Source organism: Filimonas effusa (assembly GCF_004118675.1).
GTDB classification, from domain to species: domain Bacteria; phylum Bacteroidota; class Bacteroidia; order Chitinophagales; family Chitinophagaceae; genus Filimonas; species Filimonas effusa.
Window position 1 is genome coordinate 48,941 of the sequence record NZ_SDHZ01000003.1, and the last position, 12,867, is coordinate 61,807.

Genomic DNA, 12,867 nt, shown 5'->3' on the forward strand with positions numbered 1-12,867 from the left:
TATTTTGGATTAGGGACGTAATTTTGCACGCACTATGCAAATATTGTTACAATATCTCAAGCCATACAAATGGCTTGTAGTGCTTTCTTTGTTCCTGGCGTGTATCAACCAGACATTCTCTTTATTAGACCCGCTCATCTTCGGGCGTATCATAGACCGGTTCGCCAATCATCCGCATACTACAGATAAGGCAGGACTGGAAAGCCGTGGCATCAGTCAATACCTGGGCGGAGTGGCCCTGCTGCTGCTTGCCAGTATGGGCGTGGCCATGGTGTCACGTATTGCCAAAGCATTCCAGGATTATTGTGTGAGCGTGGTTATCCAGAAATTCGGGGCCAGCATTTTTACCACCGGACTTCAACACTCCCTGAAACTGCCGTTCCAGGATTTTGAAGACCAGCGCAGCGGAGAAACGCTAAGCATCCTTACCAAAGTGCGTACTGATTGTGAGAAATTCATTACCAATTTCATCAATATCTTTTTCAGCATCGTGGTAGGTGTGGTGTTTGTAGCGGTATATGCCATCAGTATCCACTGGTCGGTAGCCCCTACTTATTTTGTGGGGATCCTGCTGCTATCATGGCTTACAAGCCTTTTAAGCCGCAAGATCAAAGTCATCCAGAAAACGATTGTACAGGAAACCACCTCGCTGGCGGGCAGCACTACTGAAAGCCTGCGGAATATTGAACTGGTGAAAAGCCTGGGCCTCAGCGAACAGGAAATAAAAAGGTTGAATAACAATACCTACAAGATCCTGGGACTTGAAATTAAAAAAGTAAAAAGCATCCGTACCCTCAGCTTTATACAGGGCACTTTTGTAAATACTTTACGTCAAACCATCCTGTTCCTGCTCATGTACCTGATCTTTAAAGACCAGTTGAGCGTAGGCCAGTTGTTTACCATGCAGCTTTATTCGTTCTTCATATTCGGGCCTTTACAGGAGATCGGGAACATTATTCTTTCTTACCGTGAAGCAGAGGCGTCGCTGCACAATTTCAAAACGCTGATGAGCAAACCGGTAGAACGTATGCCGTCACAACCGAAAGATATAGGGTCACTGGAAACGCTTTCTTTTGAAGACGTCACATTCCGCCACCAGACGGCTATGTATAATGCACTGGACAGTATCAGCTTTACCGCGAAGAAAGGAGAGACCATTGCGTTTGTAGGCCCCTCCGGCTCCGGGAAAAGCACCCTGGTGAAACTGCTGGTAGGCTTATATACCCCACAGCAGGGAAAGATCCTTTACAACAACGTAGAGAACCAGGATATTCATTTCGACAGCCTGCGTGAACAAATAGGATTTGTAACACAGGATACCCAGCTGTTTGCCGGCACCATCCGCGAAAACCTGCTTTTTGTTCGCCCCGATGCTACCGACGAAGAGCTGGTAGATGTGCTGAAACAGGCGAGTTGCCAGTACCTGCTGTCCCGGGCAGAACATGGCATCAGCACGGTAATTGGTGAAGGCGGCCTGAAACTGAGCGGTGGCGAACGCCAGCGTTTAAGTATTGCACGCTCCCTGTTACGTCATCCGCGGCTGCTGATCTTTGATGAAGCTACTTCTGCATTGGATTCCATTACAGAGGAAGAGATCACAGGCACCATTAAACAGATCTCCGCACAACGCGAACAGATCACGGTGCTTATTGCACACAGGCTGAGCACTATTATGCATGCCGATAGGATTTTTGTGCTCGAAAAAGGGCAGATGGCCGAAACCGGCAGTCATGAAAGCCTGTTGGCCGAAAAAGGACTGTATTACGCCATGTGGCGTCAGCAGATAGGCGAAAGAAAATAATATATTCGCGGAACTCAAACCGAAGCTATGGAAGAAATATTAGGAGTAGGCTCCCGTGTACAACATCCCTCTTTCGGAAAAGGGGTTGTTATACATGTACACAAGCGTTTTTATGAGATCGCCTTTATAGAACAGGGTATCAGGCAACTGAAGAAAGAAGAAGACCTGGAAGTGATAGAAAGGATTGAACCTGAGTACAATGTAAGCTTTAATGAAGCCGAAGAAGCGCTGATCAAGATCCTGCGCACCTGGAGCGATGTTACTGAAATCGTTCCCCTGGGTGAAAAATGGAAAAACGGCGTAATGATCCTGCGCCCCGGCGACAGCAGTCTGAAGGAAAAAGAAATTCCTATCGACCAGTTCTTCCATAAGATCGTGATGCTTCGCGACAGGTTGAGGGTAATGGAACAACGCATTAATGCGCATACCATTCTCACCGATGAAGACAAGGTGAACCTGCAACAATATATTACGCGGATCTATGGCTCCCTTACCACCTTCAATATTCTGTTCAAACATAAGACAGATAATTTTGAAGGAGAAAAAGGGAAGGGAGAATAGAAAACAGATCTTTTATAGGGCGGCGCAAATTGCGCCGCTTTTTTTTATGGCCTTTGTAACGTTCCATATACCCCATTTCGCGCTTAAGTCACCGTGTATTTCAAAAAAAAGAGCAACCTTTCCCTAACAAGCAATGCAGAACTATTTCAACTGTTCCGTATAAGCGGTTTTGTTCTTATTGTATCATTCATAAATACACTGCTATGAAACTGTTGTCTCCAAAAGACTATGCAAAAGTAAACGCTGCCCTGCAGCGGGTAAGCTTTAATAACCTGTTTGCCCGTTCGGTAGTGGAGCATCAGATATCCGGACAGGTATTTGTTGATAACACAGAAGCGCCGGAAAGTTTCTACATTGTACACCCCTATGGGATGAGCCTTTTGCTTGGCCGCAGTGATGATCCTGTTTTCAATGCTGCCTTTAAAGAGCATGCGCTCAATACAAACAAAAGCAGGAACAAGCATGAGTGGATGCAGGCCTATCCTAATAAATGGCACCTGGTATTATGTGAACTGTTTGGCGATAAACTGATTGCCAACGCACAAAATACCGGCCAGCAGCAGCATGGAATTGTGGAGCTCAACAGCAGGGTTAACTTCAAATTTAATATTGAAAAATACCAGGCCGTTTCACACAAAAGCACGGCGCCGGGCGTGGCGGTTGTTGAAACCGATCGTGAGCTGTTCCGTAAAATGGAAGGCAGTGTTACACCAAATTTCTTCTGGGACAGCGAAGATGATTTTCTCGCCAATGGCAAAGCATTCAGCTTACTTGATAATAACCAGCTGGCAGCTACCGCATTTTCTGCTTATATGACCAGCGATAAACTGGAACTGGGTATTGAAACGCTTCCTGCATTCAGGGGAAAAGGTTATGCAGCAGCTGTAAGCGCTGCACTGATTGATTTCTGTATCAGCAACAACTACGAGCCGCTATGGTCGTGCAGGCTGGAGAATACAGGCTCTGTAATGCTGGCGCAAAAGCTGGGGTTTGAAGTGGCGTTGACTTTTCCTTACTACAGGTTGAGCAATTAGAATGGTGGATTATTAATAGATGAAACTTAAGTAAAATGGGATAAACAGCGTGTTTATAGGCTAATTTCAGTTAAATTTAGCTACCAAAATTCAGCTGGGATGGGTAAACAGACACTTGTTTTCTATAACGAGGTGAGGAAAGTATGGGAAGAGGTTACCCATAATGTAGCTTACACTCCATTGGAATTCCAACTGGAGATCCATAAAAAGTTACTCAACCTGTTTCAACCGGGGAATTATTACTATTTTATTTTTAACGTCAGTAACGCTGAATTTGAATTTGTAAGTGAACAGATCCAATCCATTCTCGGCTATGATGTGAAAACATTGAAAGCATCTGATTTTCTCAATAGAATACATGCAGAAGACCAGCCTTATTTTATAGCCTTCGAGAAACAGCTCGTCAACTTTTTCAGTAAACTTCCGCAGGATAAGATCCTGAAGTATAAAGTGCAGTACGATTTCAGGGTACGTGATAGTAATGATAACTATAAACGGATCCTGCACCAGCTGGTGATCATTGAACATAATAACAGCAACCTGCTCCGGTCACTTGGCATTCATACGGATATTACGCATCTTAAACCTTCCGGCACGCCCACGCTTTCGTTTATTGGTTTGGACAACGAGCCTTCTTACTACAATGTGCCACCAGACCAGCCTTTGCTTACTGCCTCAAAAGAACGGTTCACACGCAGGGAAAAACAGATCATCCGGTTTGTGCTTTCGGGCAAGAATTCACATGAGATAGCGCAAACACTTCACATTTCAAAACACACGGTGGATACGCATCGGAAAAAGATACTCTCTAAATCGGGCTGTGCGTCGTGGGTGGAGATGAGCGCACGGGCTGTTACTGAAGCCTGGGTTTAGTTAACGCGGCAGCCAGTGTGGTACGGCAGCCAGTGTGGTACGGCAGCCAGTGTGGTACGGCAGCCAGTGTGGTACGGCAGCCAGTGTGGTACGGCAGCCAGTGTGGTACGGCAGCCAGCGTGGGCACGGTATCCAGCGTGGGTGCGGCAGCCAGCGTGGGTGCGGCAGCCAGCGTGGTGCGGCAGCCAGCGTAGTGCGGCAGCCAGCGTAGTGCGGCAGCCAGCATGGTGCGGCAGCCAGCGTGGTGCGGCAGCCAGCGTGGTGCGGCAGCCAGCGTGGTGCGGCAGCCAGCGTGGTGCGGCAGCCGGCGTGGGTATGTTATCGGCGGGATAGCTTAAGGCGAAATAGATTATTTTTACTGCATGCAAAAAACTAATCTGCTTACCAGGCTATTGCTCCTCACAATTATGGCAGCAATGTCGGCCACCTTATTCGCCCAGGCACCGGGCAAACTGCGCAAAAGAGACCGCAAGCGCGATATACTTATGGAAACAACTGCCGGCTCCATTGTACTGCGCTTATCAGATTCTACTCCTTTACACAGGGATAATTTCCTGAAGCTGGTAAAAACACATTACTATGACAGCCTCCTGTTTCACCGTGTTATCAAAAACTTTATGATACAGGCCGGCGACCCCGTAAGTAAAAATGCACCAGCAGGCAAATTACTGGGCGACAGTGGTTTGCCCTATACTATTCCGGCAGAATTCAGGACTACGCTGTTCCATAAAAGAGGCGTACTTGCCGCTGCCAGGGAAGGAGACGATGTAAACCCGCAGAAAGCCAGCGCCTCAACGCAGTTTTATATTGTGCAAGGCCGTGTTTTTACCGATGGGAAACTGGACACCTTAGAACAAACCCGACTTAAAAGAAAGATCCCGGCCGCACACCGTGAAGTATATAAAACAACAGGCGGCGCCCCGCACCTGGACCAAAACTACACCATCTTCGGAGAAGTGATCAGCGGCATGGAAGTGGTTGACGCCATAGCAGCCGTTCCTACCAGCCAGGGAGTAGATAAAGACCGGCCGTTAAAAGATGTGAGAATTTTAAAAGTAAAGCTGGTTAAACGAAAGCGTTGAAGAGAAGTTTAACCGCAAGCATAAAAAAGCCTGCATCATGAGAATGATACAGGCTTTTGTTATTGAAAGGTTGCAGGCTTCTACAATCAGTGACGAAGATCGTTATTGCAGGTAGGTTTTTATGGCCGCAGGATAACGTTTAATGAAATACCAGTTGATTAAACGGGTTATCACCGGGGTGAGTAACGGGATGATGTAGGCCAGGTTGGGCATTACAAAAGATAACAACAATGCGAAAGCAAAAATAACAGGAATGACCAGGGCCCTGGCTGCATTGTATTTGAACAGCTCGGGAGTGAGTCCTTCCGATAAATTGTTTTTAGAGTTGTATACCAGTCGCCATAACCTGTACACAAGCAAGCCTGCCACCAGAATATTGGCAGCATAGATCAGCAGGGGCGCTTTTAAGGAAGAGTTGTAGTAGGCACTGAATAAGGCAGTGCTAAATGGCATGACTACAATGGGCAGCATAAATAAGAGATTGCCCCAAAGCAGTTTCTGGTTTACTCTTACTATGAACTTGAATAAACGATGATGCGTCATCCAGTACATACCAATCACCAGGAAGCTGATAAAGAAGCCGATAAACTCAGGCAACAGGTGGAAAAGTGCATGCCAGAGTTCATGATCATTGACAAACTCGTGTTCGAGTTTGGGTACTTTCACTTCAATGATCAGCAATGTAATGGCGATGGCGAAGATGGCATCACTGAATAAGGCAATTCTGTCGAGTTGGAATTTGTTCTTTTCTGCAAGTTCTTTTGGGTCCATTCAGGCTAGTTTTAGTTTATACGGGAAAATAGGTATAAGTAGAAAAAACGAATATAATTTTAAACCTATACACAAACGGCATTAACTGTATCCTTTTTTCATTCGTGTATCTGATAAATATATTCATGCCGCTTTACCCAGGTGGTTTCCCCGGAAAATTGCACCTCTTTTTTTTTCTTATAAACAGATCTGCCAATGGTATAGGTGTATCTGAATAAGGCTGGTTTATTATCATTACCATCCGTACCTGATTTCCCGGTAACAATTTCGAGGTCGCCGTTTTCGAGCTTCCGTTTAGATATTATCCGCTCTGTACCAATAGATCTGCCGTCGGATGCTATTTTTAAAGTATCGGTACTGTTGGCACTTTTCTCATTGGGATAAATGTTGGAAAGTACATAGTTGTTGCTTTTCCCGATCCTGTAAACTTTCAAATTTGCAGGCATCGTGTAGGGTTTGCCGGACTGGTAGTCTAAATAGGTTAAAGCGCCCTGCCAGCTCCCGATTAAAGCCTTGAAATCCCTGGCAGAAACTTTGACGCTGTCCTGCGCATTACTCCACGAAACATTAGCCAATAAGATCAGGATGCTGAAAACGATTCTGGATTTGGTCATATTGCAGGATATTTCTTATTAAAAATTATCAAAGTAGGAAAAGTCTTTACTGATTTTACCATTTTCGATAGTGAAAATGGTACATATTGGCAGCTCGAATTTGGTGTTATCTGGTGCGGTACCTGTAGACACAAATTCAACTATGATATGGTTGCTGCCCGAAGGATAAGTCTGGATTACTTTATCTTTTACATCCGGAAACATTTGAGCTAACTCCGAGTATTTATTAACAACTTGTAGCCTGGTCTGTTTAACTATACCTTTTCCCAGGCTTGGATCTTTGAATGCAGCAGTTTCGGTATACATCGCTGCCAGCTTTTCCCAGTCATGGTTGTTGAAATGTTCAAAATATTGCTGAACCAATTTTTCATTTTCACTCACCATATGATTAGTTTTATTCTTTTCATTGCAGGAAACCAATGTTATAATAGCTGCCAATAATATTATACAATACTTCATTTTTGTCGCTTTTAATATTAAAAATCTTTTATACCAGGACGTTATACTCTCTTAAAAAACGCCACGAGCTCAATTCCCGTCTAATTGTTTTATTTTTTCTTCCAGCTCCTTCCTGGATTCACCTTCTTTCAACAGGTTGATAGCTTCCTGGTAGTATTTTTTAGCAGCTTCCTTCTTTCCCATTTTTGCTAAAGCGTCCCCCATTAAACTTCTTGGTGTAGAGCCATTCTTATCCAATGCCATGTTCTTTTCAAAAAATTTTACGGCATTATCATAATTCCCTTTACCTAATTCGTATTTCCCGAACTGCCAATAAACAGACCTGGGCAGCGGAATATCAACCCCATAAATGTCTTTAATTCTTGCTTCCTGCTCAAGTACTTCTTTTAAAGGGCTTCCCTGATTTTTCACCAATATTTCATAAGACCTTGTTTCCAGGAAAGGCCAATATTTAAACACCTGTATCAATCCCATCGGGATACCCGCAGCAGGTGAACTGCCGTGGGTGAAACCGGGCAATACATCAAATTTCCAGTAAAGCCCGGAGTTATTGGCATTAGTGAGTATAGCAGCCAGCTCTTCCGCCCCGGTTTTGAATCCAGCATCCTGGAAACCCGCATCACCTACACAAAAGTAAAGATGGTTGTGGCGCTTCCCTTGGGCGAAGTGCTCCAGGGCCGTCAGTGTTTTTCTTTTATACCAACTTTCGGTATCCGGATAGTTTAACGCCGGACTAATAGCTATTACAGCATTAAAAACATCGGGGTAGCGTGTCATGCTGTAAGCCAGGAACTGCCCGCCTAATGAATGCCCTATAAATGTGCGAAAATCCAGTGTTCTATAATTCTGATCAAGAAAAGAGATGAGTTCAGTAGTAACAAATTTCATGAATGGGGTTGTATCCTCCGATGCGCTTTCTATGGATAAGTCGCCCCGGCCATGATGGTGGGGTATTCCAATTACAATGGCCTCTGGAATTTCCCTTCCATACATCAGTCTGTCCAGGTTACTTATCAATAGATTTTTAAGCCCCTGATCCTGGCCATCAAGGTAAACGATAACCGGGTAATTCAGTCCGGACTTCGCATAACTGCCGGGAAGATGAATTAATATTTCCTGTTTCCTATCCAGGTATCTGGATGCTATGCTATCTTTCTTTTCAGGCAGGAGGATCGCAGTCTCTACCTGTGCTACTCCCTTACAAGCTAAAAACAAAACGACTATTAGCACGACAACGTCTTTTATTCTCATTTGCATCCGGCTATTTATTAGAGACTAATTTAGTTTTTAGCACTGGCATTATACTTACCGCTTATACCAAACCATAAATCCAATCCAGATGACCAATAATGCCAGAATTAAGATCAATTCCCTTTCATGCAGTCCGTTTCTGAAAAAATTATTCAGGGAATGAAAACCCGCTACTGCCAATAATGAACAGGTACTGCTGTAAACTTTACCAATACCCCAGGTTCCGAAGAATAAAACGCCGAGAAAGACCATGTTGGAAGTTGTTATTTCAAAATTCAGATGCCAGACAAACCAAAGAACCGCGATAATGAAAATGCTTTGAAATTTTGGTAAACTTTTCAACTGCTCCTGCAAAAAACCACGCCAGCCAATTTCTTCCAGTAAGCCATATACTAAAACAGTGAAAAGCAGTAAAGCAGGAAATTTTGCTTCATAGATATAAGTAACCGCTCCTATCAATACCACGGGAAACACCCAATAAACCAGCAATGGCAAAAGCAGGTTACGGTAATTTCCTTTGAGAGAAAGCTGCAACGGGATACGGAATAATTTAATGGCAACCCATGCACCTATTGCCGGACCAACCCCACGAAGCAGGATCTGCAAATACCCGTTCTCAATACTCCCTAACAGACTGGTTTTTACAGCCAAAAAACGTAACAGGACGGCAATAGCGTAAAACACAATTATTGCCTGAACCCGGATTCTTCCTTTCATAAATCTTTGCTTTGAATCACATTAAATTTAAAACTAAGCAATAGAAAATGAACGAAAATTGACGATGGGTAAGTTTTGCTATTTCGATACTCTTTTTCTAAGCCTGCTCAGGCTTTCCGCCGTTAATCCCAGGTAAGAAGCTATGATCTTTAGCGGTGTGCGCTGAAAAATTTCAGGCCTTTGTTTTACCAGGTTTAGATAACGTTCCTTCGGGCTGAGGGTTAAGAGGTTCACCTGCTCCTGTTGTTTTTTTAAGAACATTACTTCTGCAACAGCTTTCCCGATCCGTAATCCCGTTTCATTACGGGAATACAGTTCATTCAAATCAGGATAACTTATCGACCAGAGTGTGCAATCTTCCAGGGCTTCTGTTTTAATACCGGAAGGTTGCTGCTTCAGGAACGAAAAATAATCGCTCATAAAACTGCTTTCATATAATAGGTTAATGCAGATATCTTTTTTTCCATCCCAGACAAATAACCCCGCCGAACCCTCAGCAACAATATTCAGATACTTTTCTACGCCATCATAATCTTTGATGATCTCATTTTTACGGAATTGCCGCACTTGTATTTTTTCCGAGAAACCTTCCCAGATTTTATTTTCTGCATTGTAATAAGGGGCGAATATTTGCTGAATTTGTTTGGGCGTCGGCATCGTGATGCATTAGGATTTTACGTGAGGAAACAGCTTTGAAACTAAATATCAACTATTTAAAACAAAAGAGGTGAGGGATTTACGCCGGCGAGATTCGAATCTAGTTCGTTTAGCAGCGTCCAGCAAGGATTTTCAAAAAACTAGTCGGCACAAGATACATTGATAATCAATGGCATATTTAGCAATCAAACCTAATGGCTAATATAAACGCAAATTAAATTACTAATTAGAGCGCAAATGCAATTACTAATTTGAATACATTTACAATTACTAATTAGAGCGCAAATGTAATTACTAATTCAAACACAATTACAATTACTAATTAGAGCACAAATGTAATTACTAATTCAAACACAATTACAATTACTAATTGGAGTGCAAGTATAATCAGTAATTGACTGATTAACCCATATTAGTGACTCAGCTGTAAATATTGACGTTATGGCTACACCCAACGAAAAGTTCGCAGAAGCGCTGCAAACGCTAAAAAACCTCCAGGACAACGGTGTTATTGGAATTCATACCAATGATCTTCCCCCAATGCACCGCATCCGACTTACTAAATATGGCTTTCTAAGTGAAGTAACCAGGGGGTGGTATATTGCCACCAACCCGAAAGACAAAGAAGGGGAAACTACCGCCTGGTATAGCTCCTACTGGGAATTTCTCATCCCTTACCTGCGCTATAGATTCGGGGAAAACTGGTGCTTGTCGGCTGAACAATCACTCTTGATACATGCGGGCAACTGGGCGGTTCCCAAACAATTGCTCGTCCGCACACCAGACGGCAATAACAGGGTAACTCCATTGCCGCATGAAACCTCACTTTTTAGCCTTAAAACAGCTCCTCCGCCCGACAATCAAACTGTAATTGTGCGGAATATGCGCCTTTATAATCTACCCGCTTCCCTCATTTACAGCGCTCCTACGATATTTACGCATAGTGCCATCGATGCCCGCACAGCCTTATCCATGATACGTGATGCATCGGAGGTTTTGCAGATTTTGCTCGACAATGGCCATACAACATTAGCTGGCAGGCTGGCAGGCGCTTTCAGGAACATACAACGCGACAGAATTGCAGATCAGATAATAGAAACATTTAAACAGGCCGATTACAACATACGCGAAGAAGATCCTTTTGAAACGAAGCTGGACATTAAACTTTTACAGCGTGAGCGTTCCCCGTATGCGAACCGTATGCGCCTGATGTGGATGCAGATGCGTGAAACGGTCATCGCTCATTTCCCGGCCGCTCCGGGGTTGCCTGCCAACCAGGAAGATTATCTAAAAGAGGTTGATGACATATACGTTACAGATGCTTATCATTCCCTCTCTATTGAACGTTACCGGGTCTCTCCCGAATTGATCGAACGGGTCAGTTCCGGTGAGTGGGGTGTCGGAGAAAACGAGGAAGACCGCAAACAAAAGGATGCCATGGCGGCACGTGGCTATTACCAAGCTTTCTTACAGGTAAAGCAGTCCATAAAGGGTATCCTGAAAGGCGCCAACGCGGGAGAACAGGTAAACAATGATCACGTAAAATGGTACCGGGAATTATTCGATCCAGGTGTGGCAGCCGGCATTGTGAAAGCGTCAGACCTGGCAGGTTATCGTAATCAACAGGTCTTCATCAGCAATTCCAAGCATGTACCTCTTGAAGTGGATTCCATGCGCGACGCGATGCCAGTGTTGTTTGAATTGCTGACAGAAGAAAAAGAGGCCTCGGTAAGAGCAGTATTGGGGCATTTTCTATTTGTGTTCATCCATCCTTACATGGACGGCAACGGCCGGATAGGGCGCTATTTGATGAATACCATGTTAGCCTCCGGTGGTTATCCCTGGACAGTTATCCCGGTAGAACGACGCAGCGACTATATGCAGGCACTGGAAAGTGCAAGTGTACAACAAAACATAGAGCCGTTCGCAAGATTCGTAGGCTCGCTAGTTCAACAGAGAATAGAAGGTAAAACGGTAGCAACATTACCAACCTGAGAACCTATTCTAACAAATATGGCAGGGAGATGAGATCGCAGCGGGTATAAAAAAGCCCGCAAACAGTTTGCAGGCTTTTCTTTCAGCGGAGACGGCGAGATTCGAACTCGCGATACAGTTTCCCGTATACACACTTTCCAGGCGTGCTCCTTCAACCACTCGGACACGTCTCCGTTTTTTTGTTGGGTCGCAAAAATACAATTTCGCGGCGATTAAACACGAAATATTTTTAAGGCATTTTCAGAGGTGATCTCTGCAACTTTTTCGGCTGCCATTTGCTTGATATCGCCCAGCTTTTCAACGATAGGAATGAGGTAAGCGCTCTCATTCCTTTTACCCCTGAAAGGTACCGGCGGCAAGTATGGCGCATCCGTTTCAAGCACGATGTGTGCGAGGTCTATTTTCGCCAATACTTCCGGGAGGCCGGCATTTTTGTAGGTGAGAACGCCGCCTATGCCCAGGAGGAAGCCCATGTCGATTATCTGGGTGGCGCTTTCATAGCTGCCGCCAAAGCAATGGAAAATGCCTTTTAAGCCTTTTGCGGCAAAGGGCTTTACGGCATTGATGGTTTCCTGCATGGCATTACGGGTGTGGATGACGATGGGCAGGTTTAGATCGAGGGCCCATTGCATCTGCCTGTCGAATGCGTCGTGCTGTTGCTGGGTGAAGGTTTTGTCCCAGTAGAAATCGAGGCCTATTTCGCCTATGGCGGCGAAGGGGCGTTTGCTGAGCCACTCTTTTACGATGGCAAGTTCGGTTTCGTAGTTTTCCTTTACATAACAGGGATGGAGGCCCATCATGGCGATACAAACGCCGGGATAGGCTTTTTCCAGTTCCAGCATCGGTTCTATGGCTGTGCTGTCGATTCCGGGGAGGTAGAATCTTTGGACGCCGGCTTTTTGGGCTCTTCCTATCATTTCCGGCCTGTCATGTTTAAAATCCTCGTCATATAAATGACAGTGTGTATCTATCAGATGCATATGTCTAAAAAACTTTTTATCCCAAAAACGGGTTATTTTAAAAAAATATTTTGACGCGATTCAACCAAGGTC

General features: G+C 44.5%; 14 protein-coding genes and 1 tRNA gene. 7 read left to right on the forward strand and 8 right to left on the reverse strand.

Annotated elements, in window-relative coordinates:
- The first annotated feature begins 34 nt into the window (after nucleotides 1-34).
- The 6 genes from ESB13_RS18075 to ESB13_RS18100 all read left to right on the forward strand — a co-directional run bounded on the left by ESB13_RS18075 (nucleotide 35) and on the right by ESB13_RS18100 (nucleotide 5,351).
- The gene (locus tag ESB13_RS18075; RefSeq protein WP_129005098.1) at nucleotides 35-1,801 is read left to right on the forward strand and encodes an ABC transporter ATP-binding protein; all 1,767 of its coding nucleotides are present in this window, start codon (nucleotides 35-37) and stop codon (nucleotides 1,799-1,801) included.
- 27 nt (nucleotides 1,802-1,828) lie between these two features.
- On the forward strand, nucleotides 1,829-2,362 hold the full coding sequence (locus ESB13_RS18080) for a hypothetical protein (protein ID WP_129005099.1): 534 nt from the start codon (nucleotides 1,829-1,831) through the stop codon (nucleotides 2,360-2,362).
- Nucleotides 2,363-2,565: 203 nt separating this feature from the next.
- On the forward strand, nucleotides 2,566-3,396 hold the full coding sequence (locus ESB13_RS18085) for a GNAT family N-acetyltransferase (RefSeq protein WP_129005100.1): 831 nt from the start codon (nucleotides 2,566-2,568) through the stop codon (nucleotides 3,394-3,396).
- Nucleotides 3,397-3,495: 99 nt separating this feature from the next.
- On the forward strand, nucleotides 3,496-4,269 hold the full coding sequence (locus tag ESB13_RS18090) for a LuxR C-terminal-related transcriptional regulator (RefSeq protein ID WP_129005101.1): 774 nt from the start codon (nucleotides 3,496-3,498) through the stop codon (nucleotides 4,267-4,269).
- Between the two features lie 15 nt (nucleotides 4,270-4,284).
- Complete coding sequence (locus tag ESB13_RS18095) at nucleotides 4,285-4,602, forward strand: hypothetical protein (protein WP_129005102.1); 318 nt, start codon at nucleotides 4,285-4,287, stop codon at nucleotides 4,600-4,602.
- A 29-nt stretch (nucleotides 4,603-4,631) separates the two neighbouring features.
- Entirely contained in the window at nucleotides 4,632-5,351 is a 720-nt protein-coding gene (locus ESB13_RS18100) for a peptidylprolyl isomerase (RefSeq protein WP_164974266.1), read from the forward strand.
- A 102-nt stretch (nucleotides 5,352-5,453) separates the two neighbouring features.
- On the opposite strand, the gene ESB13_RS18105 is transcribed toward ESB13_RS18100, so the two are convergent.
- The 6 genes from ESB13_RS18105 to ESB13_RS18130 all read right to left on the reverse strand — a co-directional run bounded on the left by ESB13_RS18105 (nucleotide 5,454) and on the right by ESB13_RS18130 (nucleotide 9,820).
- Nucleotides 5,454-6,122 (reverse strand): TMEM175 family protein, encoded by a 669-nt coding sequence (locus ESB13_RS18105; protein WP_129005103.1) that lies wholly within the window; start codon nucleotides 6,120-6,122, stop codon nucleotides 5,454-5,456.
- A 98-nt stretch (nucleotides 6,123-6,220) separates the two neighbouring features.
- A complete protein-coding gene (locus tag ESB13_RS18110; RefSeq protein ID WP_129005104.1) occupies nucleotides 6,221-6,736 on the reverse strand; it encodes a hypothetical protein in 516 nt (171 codons plus the stop codon).
- Between the two features lie 18 nt (nucleotides 6,737-6,754).
- Nucleotides 6,755-7,195 (reverse strand): nuclear transport factor 2 family protein, encoded by a 441-nt coding sequence (locus ESB13_RS18115; protein ID WP_129005105.1) that lies wholly within the window; start codon nucleotides 7,193-7,195, stop codon nucleotides 6,755-6,757.
- A 69-nt stretch (nucleotides 7,196-7,264) separates the two neighbouring features.
- Nucleotides 7,265-8,446 (reverse strand): alpha/beta hydrolase-fold protein, encoded by a 1,182-nt coding sequence (locus ESB13_RS18120; protein WP_164974267.1) that lies wholly within the window; start codon nucleotides 8,444-8,446, stop codon nucleotides 7,265-7,267.
- Nucleotides 8,447-8,500: 54 nt separating this feature from the next.
- Nucleotides 8,501-9,163, reverse strand: coding sequence for a CPBP family intramembrane glutamic endopeptidase (locus ESB13_RS18125; protein ID WP_129005107.1), 663 nt, complete (start codon nucleotides 9,161-9,163; stop codon nucleotides 8,501-8,503).
- Nucleotides 9,164-9,241: 78 nt separating this feature from the next.
- Entirely contained in the window at nucleotides 9,242-9,820 is a 579-nt protein-coding gene (locus tag ESB13_RS18130; protein WP_220399718.1) for a Crp/Fnr family transcriptional regulator, read from the reverse strand.
- A gap of 441 nt (nucleotides 9,821-10,261) precedes the next feature.
- Here ESB13_RS18130 and ESB13_RS18135 point away from each other — a divergent pair, with 441 nt between their 5' ends.
- A complete protein-coding gene (locus tag ESB13_RS18135; protein ID WP_129005109.1) occupies nucleotides 10,262-11,815 on the forward strand; it encodes a Fic family protein in 1,554 nt (517 codons plus the stop codon).
- Nucleotides 11,816-11,901: 86 nt separating this feature from the next.
- Here ESB13_RS18135 and ESB13_RS18140 read toward each other — a convergent pair.
- Nucleotides 11,902-11,988: transfer RNA gene (locus ESB13_RS18140), tRNA-Ser, on the reverse strand.
- 39 nt (nucleotides 11,989-12,027) lie between these two features.
- A complete protein-coding gene (locus tag ESB13_RS18145; RefSeq protein ID WP_129005110.1) occupies nucleotides 12,028-12,795 on the reverse strand; it encodes a TatD family hydrolase in 768 nt (255 codons plus the stop codon).
- Nucleotides 12,796-12,867 lie beyond the last annotated feature (72 nt).